The following is a 19816-nucleotide window of genomic DNA, read 5'->3' on the forward strand; positions in this document are numbered from 1 at the left end:
CAGGCGGGTGCGGGGGCGCGAGCAAGGGGCGCGGTGGGCGCCGCTCGGAAGTGACCGTGGGGCGGACGGCGGGTCTGAGTGTCAGTGGCTCGTGGCAGGATCGGGGTCGTGGCAGAAACAGCATCGAAGACGACCGCACACACCTCCGGCGACCGGCCCCGCCTGATGCTCATGGACGGGCACTCGCTGGCCTACCGCGCGTTCTTCGCGCTGCCCGCGGAGAACTTCACTACCGCGACGGGCCAGCCGACGAACGCGATCTACGGCTTCGCGTCGATGCTGGCCAACACCCTGCGTGACGAGTCGCCCACGCACTTCGCGGTGGCCTTCGACGTGTCCCGCAAGACCTGGCGCTCCGAGGAGTTCACCGAGTACAAGGCGAACCGCTCCAAGACCCCGGACGAGTTCAAGGGCCAGGTCGAGCTGATCGGCGAGCTGCTCGACGCGATGCACGCGCAGCGCTTCGCCGTCGACGGCTTCGAGGCGGACGACGTCATCGCCACCCTCGCCACGCAGGCCGAGGCCGAGGGCTTCGACGTGCTGATCGTCACCGGCGACCGTGACTCTTTCCAGCTGGTCAGCGAGCACACCACGGTGCTGTACCCGACCAAGGGCGTGTCCGAGCTGACCCGGTTCACCCCGGAGAAGGTCGTCGAGAAGTACGGCCTGACACCCGCGCAGTACCCCGACTTCGCGGCTCTGCGTGGCGACCCGTCCGACAACCTGCCCGGCATCCCGGGCGTCGGCGAGAAGACGGCCGCGAAGTGGATCAACCAGTTCGGGTCGTTCGCGGACCTCGTCGAGCGCGTCGACGAGGTCAAGGGCAAGGCCGGGCAGAATCTCCGCGACCATCTGGAGGCCGTCAAGCTCAACCGGCGGCTGACCGAGATGGTGCGCACCGTCGAGCTGCCGAAGACCGTCGTCGACCTGGAGCGCGCGCCGTACGACCGCAAGGCGCTCGCGATGATCCTCGACACCCTGGAGATCAGGAACCCCTCGCTGCGTGAGCGGCTGCTCGCCGTCGACCCGGGCGCCGAGGAAGCCGAGACGACGCCGGTCGTCACGGGCGGCGTGGAGCTGGACGGCACCGTGCTGGGCACGGGTGAGCTGGCCGGCTGGCTCGCCGAGCACGGCACCGGGGTCCTCGGTGTGGCCACGGTCGACACCTGGGCACTCGGCACCGGATCGGTCGCCGAGATCGCGCTCGCCGCGGGCGGCGGAGCGGCCGCCTGGTTCGACCCGTCGCAGTTGGACGAGGCCGACGAGACCACGTTCGCGGCCTGGCTCGCCGCCGCGGACAAACCGAAGATCCTCCACAACGCCAAGGGCGTCATGCGCGTCTTCGCCGAGCACGGCTGGACGGTCGAAGGCGTACGCATGGACACCGCGCTCGCCGCCTACCTGGTCAAGCCGGGCCGCCGCTCCTTCGACCTGGACGCGCTGTCCATGGAGTACCTGCACCGCGAGCTGGCCCCCGCCGCGACGGCCGACGGGCAGCTGGCCTTCGGCGCGGACGACGGCGCCGAGGCCGAGGCCCTGATGATCCAGGCCCGAGCGATCCTCGACCTGGGCGAGGCCTTCGCCGACCGCCTCCAGGAGGTCGGCGCCGCGGACCTGCTGGGTGATGTGGAACTGCCCACCTCGGCCCTGCTGGCCCGGATGGAGCGGCACGGCATCGCGGCCGACCGGGCTCACCTCGAAGCCATGGAGCAGATGTTCGCGGGCGCCGTGCAGCAGGCGGTGAAGGAGGCCCACGCGGCGGCGGGGCACGAGTTCAACCTGGGCTCGCCCAAGCAGCTCCAGGAGGTCCTCTTCGGCGAGCTCGCCCTGCCGAAGACGAAGAAGACCAAGACCGGCTACACGACCGACGCCGACGCGCTCGCGTGGCTGGCGACGCAGACGGACAACGAACTGCCGGTGATCATGCTCCGGCACCGCGAGCAGGCCAAGCTGCGTGTCACCGTCGAGGGCCTCATCAAGTCGATCGCGACGGACGGCCGTATCCACACGACGTTCAACCAGACGGTGGCGGCGACCGGCCGTCTCTCCTCGACGGACCCGAACCTGCAGAACATCCCGGTCCGCACGGACGAGGGCAGGGCCATCCGCCGCGGTTTCGTGGTCGGCGAGGGCTTCGAGTCGCTCATGACGGCCGACTACAGCCAGATCGAACTGCGCGTGATGGCCCACCTGTCGGAGGACGCGGGCCTGATCGAGGCGTTCACCTCCGGAGAGGACCTGCACACGACGGCCGCCGCGCAGGTGTTCGCCGTGGAGCCCACCGCGGTGGATGCCGAGATGCGGCGCAAGATCAAGGCGATGTCGTACGGCCTGGCGTACGGCCTGTCGGCCTTCGGCCTCTCCCAGCAGCTGAACATCGAGGCGGCCGAGGCCCGCACCCTCATGGACGCGTACTTCGAGCGCTTCGGCGGGGTACGGGACTATCTGCGCCGGGCAGTGGACGAGGCGAGGGCGACGGGCTACACGGCGACCCTCTTCGGCCGCCGCCGCTACCTCCCCGACCTCAACAGCGACAACCGCCAGCGCCGCGAGGCGGCCGAGCGCATGGCGCTCAACGCCCCCATCCAGGGCACCGCCGCGGACATCGTCAAGATCGCCATGCTCAATGTGGGCCAGGCCCTGGAGAAGGCGGACCTCAAGTCCCGCATGCTCCTTCAGGTCCACGACGAAATCGTCCTGGAAATCGCCCCCGGCGAGCGAGCGGCCACCGAAGAACTCGTCCGCCACGAAATGGCCAACGCCGTCCACCTCCGCGCCCCGCTGGACGTCTCGGTGGGCGTCGGCCCGGACTGGGAATCGGCAGCGCACTAGCCTGCGATCGGCCCTGCACTAGCCTGCGGCGCTCGGGCGGAGGGTTCGTTCGTGGCACGGGATGCCACGACGGGCCCTCCGACGTACCGGGGCCGGGTTCGGCGTGCGCCTGGTTCGGGAGGACGCAGTCAGGTCTGGGTCTGCCTAGGAGCGCTCGGCGCGAGGTGCGGCCGGTTCGTGGAGCGCTCGGCGCCAGGTGCGGCCGGTTCGTGGGTCACCCGCGTGGCCCCCGCGAAGACGCCCCCGGGCGTCCCCGCCCGTAAGGATGCGGCCATGGGTATACGCACGCTTCACCGCCGGACGGCCCACACACGGGCGCACGCCGAGACGGCCTCGCCCGCACCGCTCCCGCCGCCGGTCCCGGCCTTCGCGGCCGCGGCAAGCACCGCCCGCATCCCCGGCGGCCTGCCGACGGTCCTGGGCCGGGTGACCGCCGCTGTCCCCGGCGGCCTGGCGGCACCTCTGCGCCGGGCCACGGTCGTCGGTACCGCCCGTATCCCCGCCGGACTCGCGACCGCAGTGCGGCACGCCGCCGCAGGCACCCGGCGCCGGCTGGTCCGCCGAGAGCGGGACGCCGTAGGGCAGGAGCGCGAGGCGCCCGTCCGGCGGCCGTGGGCGGATCCGGGCCGCGGCTACCTGGCCCTGGCTGTCACCTTGCTGCCACGGTCGCGCCTGCTGGCCACGTTCACGGTGTTCACCGCCGTCAGCGAGCGGCCTGACCGCTCCGCGCCCCCTCGCCCACTTCCGGATCGTCCAACCGGCGGGCCGGACGCCACACCCTGACCCCGGCGGCGTACAGCACGATCCCCAGGACCAGTCCCGCGCCCGCCCCGAAGCACAGGGTCGGAATCAGCTCCCAGGGCTTCGCGGTGGATCCCCAGTAGTCCCACCACCGCGTCGCCCGCTGCACCGCTGCGACCACCGCGCAGCCGCCGATCACGGCACCGGCCCACCACCGGTCCCCCACCGACAGCGCCGGTACCCCCACCGGCTCGGCCGCGGGCGCCCGCCGCAGCGCGTGGCCGACGAACACGGCGATCACGACCGCGGCCACCGCGGAACCGCCGTACTGCAGGTACCAGTACAACGGGGAGCCCGCCACCTTCTCGCCGAGGACGGGGAACATTCGCATCCCCCACCGGTCGAGGTGAGTGAACGCGTCCCACACGACGTGGGTCAGCGCACCGAGCGCGGCGGACACGTACCACCACGCCAGCGAAACGGGCCGTACGCGCGCGCGTGGCGTCCCGCAGCGCGACAGCGTCGCGACCCGCCCCTGCCGGGCCGGCGGCAGCAGAGCCACCAGCGGCTCGCGCACCAGCAGCCACAGCCCGACCAGAGCCCAGGCCACCAGCACGTCGAGAGTGAAGACGCCCGCGAAAGAGTGCGTGAACTCGCCGAACTCCATTGCCCCGGACACGACACTCGCCGCGTAGTAGGTCATGTCGGGCGCGAAGGAACCCGCCACGAGTGCGGCGGGCACCAGCCGGCCCCGGCCGCTTCCGTCGGTGCGTACGGCGGGCAGCACGGCCGCCGCATGGCTGAGGGTGAACGGCAACGGGGCTCCTTCAAGGCGATTGACCGATGACGTCACCATCCCATATGGCCAACCGGTGAAAATCGGGCACGAACGGGTGCCCGAGGAAAGGAAGTTGTCGTAGGGTCGCTTGGGTCGCCGGGCTGGGGAGCGTGGCCGAACAGGCGAACAGGGCACGAACCTCGCCGCAGGGGGCAACCCTCAGGGCGGGTGGATCGTCACAACAGGTCGAACGCTGTCGAGCACAGCCGGGCACGACAGACAGGAACGGGCGCTCGGGCGTCCACGGGAGGGGTTCACTTTATGGCGGCGCAATTCGGCAGGAGGCTGCGCAAGAGTGCGGCAACCACCGCCGTGGCCGCGCTCGCGGTCGCGGCCCTGTCCGCCTCGCAGGGGCCGGGCGCGACGGCCGACGACCAGAGCGGCAGACCGGCCGCCGCCGGCGCCGACACCGCGTCCGACGTCACCGCCGACAAGGGCGGCGCGACCGGCAACTCCCCGTACTACACGGACCTCCCACCGCTGAACAGCCCGAGCCCGTCGCCGACCATCGGCACGCCCACGTCCAAGGGCCCGACCGAGGCGGGCATCCCCGCGACCGTCCTCGACGCCTACAAGAAGGCCGCGTCCGAACTGCAGTCGGCCAAGCCCGGCTGCAATCTGCCCTGGCAACTCCTCGCCGCGATCGGCAAGGTCGAGTCGGGCCAGGCTCGTGGCGGCAACGTCACCGCGGACGGCACCACGATCTCCCCGATCCTCGGCCCGCAGCTCGACGGCAACGGCTTCGCGCTCATCAAGGACACCGACAACGGCGCGTACGACGGCAACAGCACGTACGACCAGGCCGTCGGCCCCATGCAGTTCATCCCCTCCACCTGGGAGTGGGCGGGCCGCGACGGCAACGACGACGGCAAGAAGGACCCCAACAACGTCTACGACGCCGCCCTCGCGGCCGGCCACTACCTGTGCCGCTTCGGCTGGGACCTGTCCACCCAGGCCGACCTCAACAGCGCGATCCTCAGCTACAACCACTCGCAGGACTACCTGAACACGGTCCTGTCGTGGCTGGAGTACTACCGCAAGGGCAGCCACGAGATCCCGGACGGCACCGGCAGCCTGCCCGGCAACCGCAGCGACGACAACGTCTCGGCGAGCCCGACGCCGTCGCCGTCGCCGCCGGCCTCGGTCAAGCCCAGTCCCAGGCCGCAGAAGCCCGAGACCGGCACCCCGAGCCCGAAGCCGCCCGTGACGACACCGCCGAGCACCACGCCTCCGACAACGCCCGCCACTCCCACCGACACGGTGGACCACCTGGAGGACGCGGGCACCGCCAAGCTCACCGCGCAGGCGGGCGACGCGTTCACCGAGAAGGTGAGCACCCGGGCCGAGACGAAGGCCGGCGCGGCCGTGGCCAAGGTGCGCATCCGCTTCACGATCGTCGGCGACACCGACGCCACCTTCACCGGCGGCGAGAGCGTCGCCACGGTCGTCACCAACAGCACCGGCGTGGCCGTGGCGCCCGCGTTGCGGGCGGGCGAGAAGACGGGCGACTTCACCGTCCGCGTGACCGTGGTGGGCCGCTCCGTCACCGGCCTCGACTACAAGGCCACCGTCGCCGAGCGCGCCGCCGACGCCCTCACCCGCACCAGCGACACCGCGATGACCTGCGTACCGGGCGGCGAGTTCGCCGACCAGGTCGAGGTGAAGGCGACGTACAACGGCGAGGTCGCGGACAAGGTGGCCGCCACCGCCACGCTGATCAAGTCGGTGCTCGACCCGACCGAGAACGACAAGGGCCCCTACTTCAAGGACGCGGACGGCAAGACCGTACGCACCCTGACCGGCCTGGAGACGGATGCGAACGGCCTGTTGAAGCTGCCGAAGCTGTACGCCGACGACACCGCCGGCACGTACATGCTCCGCATCACCACGGCCGGTGGCGCGGCGATCAACGTCCAGCTGACCGTCGAGGCGGCACAGACGTCGTCGCCGAGCCCGTCGGCGAGCCCTTCCGCGTAGGAGACCTTCGCACGGCCACGGCGGCGCCCCTCCCGGTGGAGGGGCGCCGTCGTTGTGTGTGCAACGTGTTCTCATCTCGGCCGCCCGTTGCTACGGTGCCGGACCTGACGATGTATCAGTTCCAGCTCCGGAGGCAGGCATGCGCGCCCTGATCGCCGCCGCGACCGGTCTCGCCGTCGCGCTCGCCCTGGTCCTCACCATCACGGCCATGGGTGCGCCGACGGGCGACACGTCCCCGAAACCGCTGTTGACGACGGTGCCCGCACACCCGTAACGACTCGCGAGGGAGCCCGAGATGCGCCGGAAGTCCAGTCTCGTCCTGCTCGCCCTCGCCGTGTTCTTCGCGGCCCTGTCCCCGATGCTGCGCTGGTACGCCTTCCCGCGCCTGGCCAAGATCCCCGCCCACCACTACCAGGACATGGTCCTGGAGGCGAAGGACGCCACCCTCCTCGACTACAACTCGATGAAGGCGAAGAAGGTCCCCAAGGTCACCGTGGTCCAGACGCTCAAGGGCAACGTGGAGGCCTCCGAGGAGATCGAGAAGACCGTGGGCAAGGACGTCGTGGTCTGGGACGGCCTGTCCTACGTCCAGGGCCCCGACGGCAAGATGGTCTCCAAAATCCCCGAGCGCTACATCTTCGACGCCCACACCCAGGAACCCGTCCACGCCACCGGCGAGACGGTCGACGGCGACCCGGTCACCCGCAAGGGCATCGAGTTCAAGTGGCCCTTCCTGACGGAGAAACGGGACTACGAGTACTTCGACGCGCAGGCGCGCATCACGGCCCCCATCCACTACCGGGGCACCCAGGACTTCCGGGGCGTCGAGGTCTACTACTTCGAGCAGACCATCCCCTGGACCAAGGTGCCCTTCCCCAAGGCCATGCCCGTCGCGGGCATCACCCCCGAGTCGGTCGCCGAGACCGGCACCACCCGCTGGTACACCACCGTCCGCAAGTTCTGGGTCGAACCCCTCACCGGTGCCCCCGTCTACGGCGAGGAGATCCACCGGGAGGAACTGCGCGGCGGCACCCTCCTCGGCGGCCGCGAGAAGGTGACGGCGTTCGCCGGCCACGTGAAGATGCGCGAGGACTACATCGAGCACACCGTCGACCTGGTCAAGTCCAACCGCTGGCCGATCCTGCTCCTGACGTCGTACCTGCCCTGGGGCTTCCTGGTATTGGGCATCCTGCTGCTGTCCCTGTCCCTCTACTTGGAGGCCCGCAGCCGCCGCCCGGCCGACCCGGCCGCGTCGGACGCCGCAGAACCGGAACCGGTCACCGCCTGAGCCGCGCGTTGGTGTACCGCGTCGGTTCCGCGCCGGCCGGGTCCTCCGGCCACGGATGCTTCGGATACCGGCCGCGCAGCTCCGCCCGTACGCCCTTGTAGCCGTCCTTCCAGAACGACGCGAGGTCGGCGGTGACGGCGGCGGGCCGCCCGGCGGGGGACAGGAGATGGACGAGGAGGGGCACCCCCGCCACCGAGGGCGACTCCTGCAGGCCGAACATCTCCTGCAACTTCACGGCGAGCACGGGCTGTTCGGGATTGCCGTAGTCGATCCTGATCCTGGACCCGCTGGGTACGGCGATCCGCTCGGGCGCCAGCTCGTCGAGCCGCCCGGCCTGGCCCGTGGCCCAGGGAAGCAGCCGGTTGAGCGCCTGCCCGGCATCGATCCGCGCGAGTTCGGCACGCCGCCGCGCCCGCCCGAGCTCGGGCTCCAGCCACTCGTCCACGCGCGCGTGGAGCGCGTCGTCGCCGACGTCGGGCCACGGGTCCCCGAGGTGCAGGCGGAGAAAGGCCAGCCGCTGCCGCAGTACGACGGCCTCGGCCGACCACCGCAGCAACCCGAACCCTTCTTGTCGCAGCCCTTCAAGGAGGGCTTCCCGTACGAGACCGGCGTCGGCGTTCTTGAGGGGCCGCACCGCCACCTCGACGGCCCCCAGCCGCTCCACCCGCCGCGCGACGACGTCACCCTCGGCCCAGTGGACCTCGTCCCGCGTCCGCGCCAGCGTCCCCGCCGCCAGCCGGGCGACGCCCTCGTCCACCGCCGCCCCGAGCCGCACGCGCGCGTGCCCCTTGCCGACGGGCCGGTCGGCGACGGCGACGGCGATCCAGGGGGCACCGCGCAGGCCGGAGCCGTCGCCGACCTCGGCACGGGTTCCGGAGACCATGAGGTAGGAACCGCCGTCGGCCTTGGCGACCCGCTCGGGGAAGGCGAGAGCGGCGACGAGCCCGACGAGGCCGTCTTCACCGGTGCCTGCCGACGAACCCTCGTCACGCCTGGGCGGCGGGGAAGTCTCCGTGGCGACGGCCCGCAGTCGCCGAACCTCCGCTCGCCACCGCCCGGTATAGGCGTCACCCCCACGGCGCGCAGCCCGCAGAGCAGCCGCCAGGTCATCCCCGTACTCCCGGGGCGGCTCCTCGCTCAGCAGCGCGACCACCTCGGCGGCCCGCTCCGCCCCCACCACCGCGGCCGAGTCCAGCAGCGCCCGCCCCAGCCGGGGATGCAAGCCCAGCCGAGCCAGCCGCACCCCTCGCTCCGTGGCCCGGCCGGCGGAGTCGACCGCTCCCACGGCCGTCAACACCGACCGCGCCGCCGCCATCGCGCCACCCGGCGGCGGATCCAGCAGCGCCAGCCCGGCCGCCTCCGGATCGCCCCAGCAGGCCGTCTGCAAGGCGAACGCCGTCAGGTCGGCCACTTTGATCTCCGGCGAGGGGAAACGCGGCAGACGGGCGTCCTCGGCCTCCGCCCAGCACCGGTACACCGCGCCCGGCGCCTCCCGCCCGGCCCGCCCCGCCCGCTGCCGCCCCGCGGCCTGCGAAGCCCGAACCGTCGTCAGCGCGCTCAGTCCGCGCGCGTGGTCGACGCGCGGCTCCCGCGCGAGCCCGGAGTCGACGACGGCCCGAACCCCGGGAACCGTCAGCGAGGACTCGGCCACGGAGGTCGCGAGCACCACCCGGCGCCGTCCCGCGGGAGCCAGCACCGCGTCCTGCACGGCCGCGGGCGCCCGCCCGTGCACCTGGAGCACGTCCACATCACCGAGATCGCCCAGCTGCCCGGCGACCCGCGCGATCTCGCCGACCCCGGGCAGGAAACACAGCACGTCCCCCGCCCGCTCGGCGAGCGCCCGCCGCACCACCGACGCCACGTGCGTCAGCAGCCCGGGGTCGACCCGCATCCCGTGCGGCGGCCGAACGGGACGCACCGGCGGCGCCCACACCACCTCCACCGGATACGACGTCCCCGCCGCCTCGATGACCGGCGCCCCGCCCAGCAGCCGCGCCCAGCCCTGCGCGTCGGTCGTCGCGGACGCGGCCACCAGCCGCAGCTCCGGCCGCAGCGTCTCGCGCACGTCCCACAGGAACGCCGCCGCTGTGTCCGCGTCCAGATGCCGTTCGTGGCACTCGTCGAGCACCACCACGTCGACCCCGGCCAGCTCCGCATCGCGCTGCAACCGCTGCAACAGCACACCGGTCGTGACGACCTCCACGCGCGCGTGGCGCCCCACGACCCGCTCCCCGCGCACGGTGAAGCCGACGCTCTCGCCGACCTTCTCGCCCAGCAGCCACGCCATCCGCCGGGCCGCCGCCCGCGCCGCGATCCGCCGCGGTTCGGCCACGACCACCCGCCGCGCCGGCCCCTCGCCCAGCAGACCTGCCAGGACAAGCGGCACCAGGGTCGTCTTGCCGGTACCGGGCGGCGCGACGAGCACGGCGGTGCCGTGGCCGTCCAGGGCGTCGTTCAGACCGGGCAGGGCACCGCGTACGGGAAGGGCGTCCAGAGCGTCGTAACGGATCACGCCCCCCAGTGTCGTACGCCCGCGAGAAGGCCCTCCACGCGCGTGCCTTCTTGTTTCGGACCCCTTCGCAGTTGCTCAGTCCCGCTCGCACACGAAGATCGCCGTACCCGGGATCAGGTTCCCGCGCAGCGGGGACCAGCCGCCCCACTCGGTGGTGTTCCAGGCCGGCCACTCCGGCTCGACCAGGTCCACCAGGCGAAAGCCCCCTGCCACCACGTCGCGCACCCGGTCGCCGATGGTCCGGTGGTGCTCGACGTACACCGCGCTGCCGTCGTCGTCCTGCTCGACGTACGGCGTGCGGTCGAAGTAGGAGGCGGAGACCGACAGCCCCTCCGGGCCCGGCTCGTCCGGGAACGCCCAGCGGATCGGGTGCGTCACCGAGAACACGAAGCGGCCACCCGGCCGCAGCACCCGGCGGACCTCCTTCAGGACCAGCACCGGGTCGGCGACGAACGGCAGCGCACCGTACGCCGAGCAGGCCAGGTCGAAGGAGCCGTCCGCGAAGGGGAGCGCGCCCGCGTCGGCGCACACCAGGGGGAACGGTGCGCCGATGCGCAGCGCGTGCTGGAGCTGGCGGTGGGAGAGGTCCAGGGCGATCGGGCGGGCGCCCTGCGCGGCCAGCCACCGCGCGCACTGGGCCGCGCCGGCGCCGATCTCCAGGACGTCCCTGCCCTTCAGCTCCTCGGGCGGGCCGAGCAGCTCGGCCTCCACCTCGTCCAGGCCCTCCGGGCACCACACGAAGCGGTCGTCGCCGAGGAACGTGCCGTGCTCGACCTGGTACTCGTCCGCGTTGCGGTCCCACCAGCCCCGGTTGGCGCGGGAACTCTCCGTGACACCGGCGGTGCGGCGGGTGGCTTCCGGCTCTGACGCTTCGGGCTCTTGGATGATCGGCTCCCTCGTACTAGTCTTCGGCCACTTCCGCCCAGCCTGTCGCGATGGCGGTCACGAATGGGGCGCCATCAGGCCCGCGTGGCCTCGTGAGACAGGTTTTGTGCCGGGTATGCGGCGATCCGCCCCGGGTGTGCGCCTTCGCGCATTGACCCTGTCCGGCTGCCCCCGTATGCTACAAGTTGCGCTGCGGGCCTGCGCACCTCAGACGTAGCAGGCTGCGCTCGCATCTGTTGCATGTCCCCTCGGTTGTCGAGGCGCCATCACCCATACCTGGTGGGGCGCTTCCTTGGCTGTCCGGCTTCTTCAGAGCGAAACAGGCTCCCGGCGTAAGCAGTACCTACGACTCACTGTCCGTACCGGAGCCCTTTCCCACATGACGAGCAGCACCGAGACCACCTCTACCACTCCGCAGGTAGCGGTCAACGACATCGGTAACGAGGAAGCTTTCCTCGCCGCGATCGACGAGACGATCAAGTACTTCAACGACGGCGACATCGTCGACGGCGTCATCGTGAAGGTCGACCGGGACGAGGTCCTGCTCGACATCGGTTACAAGACCGAAGGTGTGATCCCGAGCCGCGAGCTCTCGATCAAGCACGACGTCGACCCGAACGAGGTCGTCAAGGTCGGCGACGAGATCGAGGCCCTTGTTCTCCAGAAGGAGGACAAGGAAGGCCGCCTGATCCTCTCGAAGAAGCGCGCCCAGTACGAGCGTGCCTGGGGCACCATCGAGAAGATCAAGGAAGAAGACGGGATCGTCACCGGTACCGTCATCGAGGTCGTCAAGGGTGGTCTCATCCTCGACATCGGCCTCCGTGGCTTCCTGCCGGCCTCCCTCGTCGAGATGCGCCGTGTCCGCGACCTCCAGCCCTACGTGGGCAAGGAGCTCGAGGCCAAGATCATCGAGCTGGACAAGAACCGCAACAACGTGGTCCTGTCCCGCCGTGCCTGGCTGGAGCAGACCCAGTCCGAGGTCCGCCAGACGTTCCTCACCACCCTGCAGAAGGGTCAGGTCCGTTCCGGCGTCGTCTCCTCGATCGTCAACTTCGGTGCCTTCGTGGACCTGGGTGGCGTAGACGGTCTGGTGCACGTCTCGGAGCTCTCCTGGAAGCACATCGACCACCCCTCCGAGGTTGTCGAGGTCGGCCAGGAAGTCACCGTCGAGGTCCTCGACGTGGACATGGACCGCGAGCGTGTCTCCCTGTCGCTGAAGGCGACGCAGGAAGACCCGTGGCAGCAGTTCGCCCGGACCCACCAGATCGGTCAGGTCGTGCCCGGCAAGGTCACGAAGCTGGTTCCGTTCGGTGCGTTCGTCCGCGTGGACGAGGGCATCGAGGGTCTGGTCCACATCTCCGAGCTGGCCGAGCGCCACGTGGAGATCCCGGAGCAGGTCGTCCAGGTCAACGACGAGATCTTCGTCAAGGTCATCGACATCGACCTCGAGCGTCGCCGGATCTCGCTGTCCCTGAAGCAGGCCAACGAGTCCTTCGGTTCCGACCCGGCCTCGGTCGAGTTCGACCCGACGCTGTACGGCATGGCCGCGTCGTACGACGACCAGGGCAACTACATCTACCCCGAGGGCTTCGACCCCGAGACCAACGACTGGCTCGAGGGCTTCGAGTCCCAGCGTGAGGTGTGGGAGAACCAGTACGCCGAGGCGCAGACGCGCTTCGAGCAGCACCAGGCTCAGGTCATCAAGTCTCGCGAGGCCGACGCCGCTGCTGCGGCCGAGGGTGGCGAAGCTGCCGCTCCGGCCGCGTCCGGTGGTGGCGGCGGCGGTGGCGGCGGTTCGTACTCCTCCGAGGGCCCGGACAACTCCGGTGCGCTGGCCTCGGACGAGGCGCTTGCTGCCCTGCGTGAGAAGCTGGCCGGCGGCCAGAGCTGATCACTGAGCAGTAGCTCTTGAACTGAGGGCCCGTACCCCCGTGGGGTACGGGCCCTCGGTGTGTCTGCGGTCGCTCCTCCCCTGGAGGTGTTCACCGACGTCAATGCCGCCGCGCGAACGGTGAGTTGGCGGCCGCCGACAAGGAGCGCCTCACCGCCTCACCGCCCTGCCGCCCAGACCGGCCTGGAGTACAAGTCCCGCTGGTGGGAGCTCGTACGCGACACCGTGATGGCCCCTCACGCGCGCGTGCTGCCGCCGTACATCCGGCGACCGCAGATCGGTGACACAGTGCAGCGGTGCATGAAAAGGCCGTAAGACGTGCCTGATCAGGGGCATGGGCGGGAATGCCCACGCTCTGCACCGCGTTGTGCAGTACGAACACGAGGAGGAGCGGTCACAGTGCTTGATCCGCAGGGTTTGTACGCATGGGAGCCGAAGGGCCTCGCCGTGGTCGACATGGCGCTCGCCCAGGAGTCGGCCGGTCTTGTCATGCTCTACCACTTCGACGGATACATCGACGCGGGCGAGACCGGCGACCAGATCGCCGACCGGATTCTCGACTCGCTGCCGCACCAGGTCGTCGCCCGCTTCGACCACGACCGGCTGGTGGACTACCGTGCCCGCCGCCCGTTGCTGACGTTCAAGCGCGACCGCTGGGTCGAGTACGAGGAGCCCACCATCGAGGTGCGCCTCGTCCAGGACGCCACCGGAGCGCCCTTCCTGCTGCTGTCCGGCCCCGAGCCGGACGTGGAGTGGGAACGCTTCGCGGCGGCCGTCCAGCAGATCGTGGAGCGCCTCGGAGTGCGCCTGTCGGTGAACTTCCACGGCATCCCCATGGGCGTCCCGCACACCCGCCCCGTGGGCCTCACCCCGCACGGCAACCGCAACGACCTCGTCCCGGGCCACCGCAGCCCCTTCGACGAGGCACAGGTGCCCGGCAGTGCCGAGGCCCTGGTCGAGTACCGCCTCATGGAGGCCGGACACGACGTCCTGGGCGTCGCCGCGCACGTGCCGCACTACATCGCCCGCTCCCCGTACCCGGACGCGGCGCTGACCGTCCTGGAGGCCATCACGGGGGCGACCGGGCTGGTCCTGCCGGGCATCGCGCACGTCCTGCGCACGGACGCCCACCGCACGCAGACCGAGATCGACCGCCAGATCCAGGAGGGCGACGAGGACCTTGTCGCCCTCGTCCAGGGCCTGGAGCACCAGTACGACGCCGCCGCGGGCGCCGAGACCCGCGGCAACATGCTCGCCGAGCCGGTCGACATCCCGTCGGCGGACGAGATCGGCCTGGAGTTCGAACGGTTCCTGGCGGAGCGGGAGGGTGAGGGCTGAGGCCCGTCCTGGCTCCCGCCGGGTGCGTTGTCGGTGGCAGGCCCTAAGCTTCGGCTCATGCTGAAGGTGGGCCTGACCGGCGGCATCGGTGCCGGTAAGAGTGAGGTGTCGCGGCTGCTCGTCGCGTGCGGCGCCGTGCTGGTCGACGCGGACCGGATCGCGCGCGAGGTCGTCGCGCCGGGAACACCCGGGCTCGCCGCGGTCGTCGAGGCCTTCGGCGAGGGGGTGCTCACCGTTGACGGCGCCCTGGACCGGCCCAAGCTCGGATCGATCGTCTTCGCGGACCCCGAGAAGCTCGCCGTCCTGAACGCGATCGTGCACCCCTTGGTGGGCGCCCGCTCGCACGAGCTCGAGTCCGCCGCCGCCGATGACGCCGTCGTCGTCCATGACGTCCCGCTCCTCACGGAGAACGGCCTCGCCCCGCTGTACGACGTCGTCGTCGTCGTCGACGCCGCCCCCGAGACCCAGCTCGACCGGCTCGTCTCACTGCGCGGCATGACCGAGGCGGACGCACGCGCGCGCATGGCCGCCCAGGCGACGCGCGAGAAGCGCCTGGAGATCGCGGACATCGTCATCGACAACGACGTACCGCTGCCGGAGCTGGAGCGGCGCGTGCGGGACGTGTGGGCCGATCTCGTGCGCAGAGCGCACGCGCGCGACGCCGAGCCCCAGCCGCCCCAGGAATAGCGGTCCCTGCCCGGGCGTTGAACCCGGCGAGTGAGGGAAGGACTGTGCCGTGCCCGAGACCAGCGGTTCGACCGGACGTACTCCGGAGACGCACGTCATCGACTTCCGTGCCGCCGAGAAACTGCTCGCCGCGCGGGACCCACGGGGCGCGGTGAAACTGCTCGACTCGGTCATCGCCGTACACCCGGAGAACACCGCCGCCCGGCTGCTGCGTGCCCGTGCCTTCTTTGCGGCCGCGCAACTGCGGCCCGCCGAGCTGGAGTTCACCATCGTCCTGGAGCGTGAGCCGGACAACGCGTTCGCGCACTACGCGCTCGCCCGGACCTACGAGCGTCTGGCCCGGCCCGACCAGGCCAGACGCCACTTCCGCCTGGCGGCCGCGCTGGACCCGAACCCGCAGTACCTGAAGGCAGCACGCTTCGAGTCGTGAAGGCGGCCGGCCCGAGTCGGCGGTCGGCCCGAGTCGGCCGGGGGCCGAGGGGTCGGCGGCGTTTACGGTCAGGGTCGGCGGTCGTCCGGTGGCCGGTAGGGCGGGATGTCGGGGCCCGGCTGGTAGTGCGGGCCCTGTCGGATGTGCCTGAGGATCATCGCCATGTCGACGGTGATCACCAGCCACAGCACACCACAGGCGATCGCCCACCCGGGCCGCCCGGCGAGCGCGAAGGCGACGGTGCCGAAGACCGCCCACACCAGTCCCCACACGGTCAGCCAGAAACGGAACCGCAGCGCACTGCGCGCTGTCGCCGGTTCACTGCCAGTACGCATCCGGATCACTACTCCTCTTTGCAACGTACCCTTCGTGGCGGACGTCCACCAAAGAGGCCGAACCGAGGGGGCAGCGTGCTTCCGGATGCCGATGAGCTGGCCGAGGTGCTGCTGGACCTCGCCGTGCCGCACGACGACATCAACGAACTCGTACGCATGGGCCGACGGGTCACGGACGACCCGGAGCTGCTGCGACTGCTGGAGGCGTCGGTCGAGGAGCTCGTCCGGGGCATGGGGGAGGCCCACGGCGCGGTCGACCTGCTCGAACTCGACTGGGCGTCGGGGCCCCTGCAGCGGTGCTTCCCTGTGTACGTGTTCGTGGCGGCGTTGCCGCACACCCGTGCGTACCACCGCGAGCGCGGTATCCCGGCCGATGTCTCCCGGCGCACCCTCGCCGACCTGGGGCGGAGCATGGCCGTGCATCGCAGGCGCCACGGCAGCACGGGGGTGCAGGACTCGCGGTGGCTCACCCGCCACTTCCGGGGCGAGCTGTACCAGCTGGGCCGACTGCAGTTCGAGCGGGCGAGATCGGGGGAGCGGACCGGGCGGGCGCTCGCGGCGGCCGGGCTGGACATGGCCCCCGGCACGCCCTGTCTGAACCTCCACATCCCCGACTTCCTCGGCCCGCTGTCACCGGCCGCCTGCGATCGCTCCTTGGCCCTGGCCGGCGAGTTCTTCTCCCGGTACTTCCCCGAGGAGAAGTACCGGGCCGCGCTCTGTCACTCCTGGCTGCTGGACCCGCAGTTGAAGCGGTACCTGGCGGCGGACTCCCACATCATCCGGTTCCAGGAACGCTTCCGGGTCGCCCGCGAGGACACGGAACCGGCGGACACCGAGCCGGTGCGGTTCGTGTTCGGGGATCCGGGGCTGGAAGTGGAGGCTCTGCCGCGGCGTACCTCGGTGGAGCGGGCGGTGGGGGATCATCTGCGGGCCGGGGGCCACTGGTACATCGGCCACGGCTGGATCCCGCTGTAACTCGAACGGGTGAACCCATGTCGGGTGGGAACGGGCGTGCGGACGCGGCCCGTTGGACGGGCATGGAGCTGAAAATGCGAGCGGGACATCAGGGGACGGGACCGGGGGCCATCACCCCGGACGGCTGTGCGGTCGAGCTCTACTCGCGACTGCCGGCGGGGGACGCGCCGGACGTCATCAGCGCTGCCGTGCCGGCGGGCGCGCGCATCCTGGAACTGGGCTGCGGCGTGGGGCGCATGACCCACCCGCTGCTGGAGCGGGGCTTCACGGTCACGGCGGTCGACGAGTCCGCGGAGATGCTGGAGCGGGTCCGTGGAGCGCGCACGATACGCAGCACGATCGAGGACCTCGACCTGGGCGAGCGATTCGACGTGGTGATGCTCGCGTCGTTCCTCGTGCACACCGGCGATCCCGAGGAGCGCCAGGCGCTGCTGCGCACCTGTGCACGGCACGTCGAGAAGGACGGCTGCGTGCTGCTCCAGCGTGAGGGCGAGGACTACCACACCGACGTGCCGCGCGAGCGGGTCGACCCCAGCGGTTTCACGCTGCGCATCGCGTCCTCGGAACCGGTCGGGGACGGCGTGCACTCGGTGCGTGCGGAGTACGAGTTCCCGGACGCGACATGGACTCAGACGTTCCTGGCCCGGCTTCTGACGAAGGAACAGTTCGAGGAGGCGCTGGCGCAGGCCGGTCTGGAGGTGGACGGCTATCTGACGGAGGACGGGATCTGGGTGCGGGCGGTGCCGACGGCCCAGGCGTAGGGAGACAAGTCGCGCGGCGGCGATGAGTTTTGGGGCGGCGGCCGGTCTACCTCTGTGAAAACACCACGGACCGCGTCACACAGGAGACCCCGATGTCCGAGACCACCGTCCCCGCCGCCATCTCCGCCGCTGCCTCCGCCGGGGCGTCGCGTCCCGTCGTCGCCGAGTCCGCGACCCCTCGCGGCCGCCGTGCCCGGATCGCCCTGCGCGGCCTCCAGGTGTTCCTCGCCCTCTTCTACGTGATCGCGAGCGCGCTCCCCAAGCTGATCGCGCACCCCTCGGCCGCCGAGGCGTTCGACGAGATGGGGTGGGGCAGCGCGGGGATGTACACCATCGGCGTCCTAGAACTCGCCGGAGGGGTCGCGCTGTTGATCCCGGTGCTGCAGTCGGTGGCGGCCGTGGCGCTGAGCGGGCTGATGGTGGGGGCCTTCGTCGTCACGCTCACGTACTTCAACGGGGAGAACGCGGCGACACCGCTCATCCTGATCGTGCCGCTCGCCCTGATCGCCTGGGCCCGGCGTGGTCACAACGAGCAGCTGCTGCGGCTGCTGCGGGTGCGGCGACAGGCGTGAGGGGGGTGTGTCCTGCCGCGCCGGTGACGGTGGTGGTGTCCGGGTCGGTTCATCGCCCCGGGCACCACTGCCGTCACCGGCCGGTCTGTCGGTGCGGTCAGTGGTCCTCCGGCGGTCAGTGGTCCTCCGGGGGGCCTCCCAGCAGTCCGCGCAGGCGTTCCAGCTCACGGCGGTCGCGCTTGGTCGGGCGGCCCGTGCCGCGGTCGCGGATGCCGGCGGGGGCGATGGCCTCGCGGGGCGGCGGCGGGGGGCTGTTGTCGACGTAGCACTGGGCGGCCACGGGGGCGCCGACGCGCTTGCGGATCAGACGCTTGACGACGACGATGCGCTCCCAGCCCTCCTGGCGTACGCGCACCTCGTCGCCGATTTTCACGGAGTACGCGGGCTTCACACGCTCGCCGTTCACCCGGACGTGCCCGCCCCGGCAGGCGGTGGCTGCCATGGAACGCGTCTTGAGCAGTCGGACCGACCAGATCCAGCTGTCGAGGCGCACGGTCTCGCCCCTTTGCGGACCGGCTGCCTCGGCGGCGGCCACCGCGGCGGTGATCTTGGGGTCCGTGTCGTCGGGGTCCGTGTCCTTGGGGCCCAAGTCGGTCGGGCCGGGCGCCTGGCCGACCGTACCTTCGGCGTCAGGCCCGACCGTACCTTCGACGTCGGGCCCGACCGCGCCGGATCGGCCGGACGCGGCGGAACCGTCGGCCTTGTTCGTCCGGCCCGTCCTGTCGTCGTCCGTGTGCTCAGCAGCCATGCCCTCGACTTTAGTGCCCTGTGCCGGGCGGGGCGGATGGGTTTTCCCGGCCGGCAGGCACCGGGCGCAGGGCCCGGGCGGCTGCAGACGGCAGGGCTTGCCCAGGGCTCAGTACCGTTTCGTACGGTGGAGGGATGGACATCAGCGGGCTCTCCGGTCACGCCGGTCTCGTCGGCCTCGACGAGCGGATCGCGGGCTGTCGGGCCTGTCCGCGGCTGGTCGAGTGGCGCGAGGAGGTGGCCCGTACCAAGCGGGCCGCGTTCGCCGACCAGACGTACTGGGGCCGGCCGGTGCCCGGCTTCGGCCCGCCGGACGCGCGTCTGCTGATCGTCGGCCTGGCCCCGGCCGCGCACGGCGGTAACCGCACGGGCCGGATGTTCACCGGCGACCGTTCCGGGGACGTCCTGTACGAGGCGCTGTACGACGTGGGGCTCGCCTCGCAGCCCACGTCGGTCTCGGCCGACGACGGCCTGGAACTGCGCGGCGTGCGCGTCACCTCGCCGGTGCACTGCGCCCCGCCCGCCAACAAGCCCACCCCCGAGGAGCGGGACACCTGCAGGCCCTGGCTCGTCCAGGAGCTGAACCTGCTGCGGCCGACGCTGCGGGCCGTGGTCGTCCTCGGCGCCTTCGGCTGGCAGGCCGCACTGCCCGCGTTCACGGCGGCGGGCCGGCGGGTGCCCCGACCGCGCCCGCCCTTCGCGCACGGCACCCATGTGTCGCTCGACGGCCTCGAACTCTTCGGCTGCTTCCACGTCAGCCAGCGCAACACCTTCACCGGCCGGCTCACGCCCGTGATGCTGCGGGAAGTGCTGCGCACGGCGGCGGAGGCGGCGGGGCTGCCGACGGTGTCGTAGGAGGATCAGGGTCGCGCTGGTGCCACACGGCGGGGCCGGTTCCGGCCGCCCGCCGTACGGCCGCCCGCCGTACGGCCGCCCGCCGTACGGCCGCCCGCCGTACGGCCGCCCGCCGTACGGCCGCCCGCCGTACGGCCGCCCGCCGTACGGCC

The 19816-nt window shown here is 71.5% G+C and carries 18 protein-coding genes; 13 read left to right on the forward strand and 5 right to left on the reverse strand.

What is annotated here, in order from left to right:
* The first annotated feature begins 108 nt into the window (after positions 1 to 108).
* Positions 109 to 2832 carry a DNA polymerase I gene (polA, locus tag ACFWWR_RS19370; RefSeq protein ID WP_384304385.1) on the forward strand — a complete coding sequence of 908 codons (2724 nt, stop codon included), beginning with the start codon at positions 109 to 111 and terminating at the stop codon, positions 2830 to 2832.
* 273 nt (positions 2833 to 3105) lie between these two features.
* Positions 3106 to 3615 (forward strand): hypothetical protein, encoded by a 510-nt coding sequence (locus ACFWWR_RS19375; RefSeq protein WP_383860579.1) that lies wholly within the window; start codon positions 3106 to 3108, stop codon positions 3613 to 3615.
* Here the strand turns inward: ACFWWR_RS19375 and ACFWWR_RS19380 are convergent.
* A complete protein-coding gene (locus tag ACFWWR_RS19380) occupies positions 3536 to 4390 on the reverse strand; it encodes a DUF4184 family protein (protein WP_383860582.1) in 855 nt (284 codons plus the stop codon). The two genes, ACFWWR_RS19375 and ACFWWR_RS19380, sit on opposite strands and share 80 nt — an antisense overlap.
* Positions 4391 to 4672: 282 nt before the next feature.
* On the opposite strand from ACFWWR_RS19380, the gene ACFWWR_RS19385 reads away from it, so the two are divergent.
* The 3 genes from ACFWWR_RS19385 to ACFWWR_RS19395 all read left to right on the forward strand — a co-directional run bounded on the left by ACFWWR_RS19385 (position 4673) and on the right by ACFWWR_RS19395 (position 7676).
* The gene (locus ACFWWR_RS19385; RefSeq protein ID WP_384304388.1) at positions 4673 to 6388 is read left to right on the forward strand and encodes a lytic transglycosylase domain-containing protein; all 1716 of its coding nucleotides are present in this window, start codon (positions 4673 to 4675) and stop codon (positions 6386 to 6388) included.
* Positions 6389 to 6527: 139 nt separating this feature from the next.
* Complete coding sequence (locus ACFWWR_RS19390; RefSeq protein WP_383860588.1) at positions 6528 to 6662, forward strand: SPW_0924 family protein; 135 nt, start codon at positions 6528 to 6530, stop codon at positions 6660 to 6662.
* A 21-nt stretch (positions 6663 to 6683) separates the two neighbouring features.
* Positions 6684 to 7676 (forward strand): DUF3068 domain-containing protein, encoded by a 993-nt coding sequence (locus tag ACFWWR_RS19395; RefSeq protein ID WP_384304391.1) that lies wholly within the window; start codon positions 6684 to 6686, stop codon positions 7674 to 7676.
* On the opposite strand, the gene hrpB is transcribed toward ACFWWR_RS19395, so the two are convergent.
* Both hrpB and ACFWWR_RS19405 read right to left on the reverse strand, forming a co-directional pair.
* Positions 7666 to 10188, reverse strand: a complete 2523-nt coding sequence (gene hrpB, locus ACFWWR_RS19400; RefSeq protein WP_383860593.1) for an ATP-dependent helicase HrpB — start codon at positions 10186 to 10188, stop codon at positions 7666 to 7668. The two genes, ACFWWR_RS19395 and hrpB, sit on opposite strands and share 11 nt — an antisense overlap.
* Positions 10189 to 10263: 75 nt before the next feature.
* Complete coding sequence (locus tag ACFWWR_RS19405) at positions 10264 to 11076, reverse strand: class I SAM-dependent methyltransferase (protein WP_383860833.1); 813 nt, start codon at positions 11074 to 11076, stop codon at positions 10264 to 10266.
* A gap of 376 nt (positions 11077 to 11452) precedes the next feature.
* On the opposite strand from ACFWWR_RS19405, the gene rpsA reads away from it, so the two are divergent.
* The 4 genes from rpsA to ACFWWR_RS19425 all read left to right on the forward strand — a co-directional run bounded on the left by rpsA (position 11453) and on the right by ACFWWR_RS19425 (position 15419).
* Positions 11453 to 12964 (forward strand): 30S ribosomal protein S1, encoded by a 1512-nt coding sequence (gene rpsA / locus ACFWWR_RS19410; protein WP_383860596.1) that lies wholly within the window; start codon positions 11453 to 11455, stop codon positions 12962 to 12964.
* A 399-nt stretch (positions 12965 to 13363) separates the two neighbouring features.
* Entirely contained in the window at positions 13364 to 14302 is a 939-nt protein-coding gene (locus ACFWWR_RS19415) for a PAC2 family protein (RefSeq protein ID WP_383860599.1), read from the forward strand.
* A 57-nt stretch (positions 14303 to 14359) separates the two neighbouring features.
* On the forward strand, positions 14360 to 14989 hold the full coding sequence (gene coaE, locus ACFWWR_RS19420) for a dephospho-CoA kinase (protein WP_383860601.1): 630 nt from the start codon (positions 14360 to 14362) through the stop codon (positions 14987 to 14989).
* 49 nt (positions 14990 to 15038) lie between these two features.
* On the forward strand, positions 15039 to 15419 hold the full coding sequence (locus tag ACFWWR_RS19425) for a tetratricopeptide repeat protein (RefSeq protein ID WP_384304394.1): 381 nt from the start codon (positions 15039 to 15041) through the stop codon (positions 15417 to 15419).
* Positions 15420 to 15487: 68 nt separating this feature from the next.
* On the opposite strand, the gene ACFWWR_RS19430 is transcribed toward ACFWWR_RS19425, so the two are convergent.
* Positions 15488 to 15754: a DUF6343 family protein gene (locus ACFWWR_RS19430; RefSeq protein ID WP_383860607.1), complete on the reverse strand. Its 267-nt coding sequence runs from the start codon at positions 15752 to 15754 to the stop codon at positions 15488 to 15490.
* Positions 15755 to 15829: 75 nt separating this feature from the next.
* On the opposite strand from ACFWWR_RS19430, the gene ACFWWR_RS19435 reads away from it, so the two are divergent.
* From ACFWWR_RS19435 to ACFWWR_RS19445, 3 genes are all read left to right on the forward strand, one after another.
* Positions 15830 to 16729 carry an acyltransferase domain-containing protein gene (locus tag ACFWWR_RS19435; RefSeq protein WP_384304397.1) on the forward strand — a complete coding sequence of 300 codons (900 nt, stop codon included), beginning with the start codon at positions 15830 to 15832 and terminating at the stop codon, positions 16727 to 16729.
* 74 nt (positions 16730 to 16803) lie between these two features.
* The gene (locus tag ACFWWR_RS19440) at positions 16804 to 17490 is read left to right on the forward strand and encodes a class I SAM-dependent methyltransferase (protein WP_384304399.1); all 687 of its coding nucleotides are present in this window, start codon (positions 16804 to 16806) and stop codon (positions 17488 to 17490) included.
* A gap of 92 nt (positions 17491 to 17582) precedes the next feature.
* Positions 17583 to 18062, forward strand: coding sequence for a DoxX family protein (locus ACFWWR_RS19445; RefSeq protein WP_383860616.1), 480 nt, complete (start codon positions 17583 to 17585; stop codon positions 18060 to 18062).
* A 115-nt stretch (positions 18063 to 18177) separates the two neighbouring features.
* Here the strand turns inward: ACFWWR_RS19445 and ACFWWR_RS19450 are convergent, their stop codons facing one another.
* Entirely contained in the window at positions 18178 to 18810 is a 633-nt protein-coding gene (locus tag ACFWWR_RS19450; protein ID WP_383860618.1) for an RNA-binding S4 domain-containing protein, read from the reverse strand.
* Positions 18811 to 18944: 134 nt separating this feature from the next.
* Between ACFWWR_RS19450 and ACFWWR_RS19455 the strand changes: the two genes are divergently transcribed.
* The gene (locus ACFWWR_RS19455; protein ID WP_383860621.1) at positions 18945 to 19664 is read left to right on the forward strand and encodes a uracil-DNA glycosylase; all 720 of its coding nucleotides are present in this window, start codon (positions 18945 to 18947) and stop codon (positions 19662 to 19664) included.
* Positions 19665 to 19816 lie beyond the last annotated feature (152 nt).

It is taken from the genome of Streptomyces sp. NPDC058678 (assembly GCF_042714835.1).
Lineage (GTDB): Bacteria > Actinomycetota > Actinomycetes > Streptomycetales > Streptomycetaceae > Streptomyces.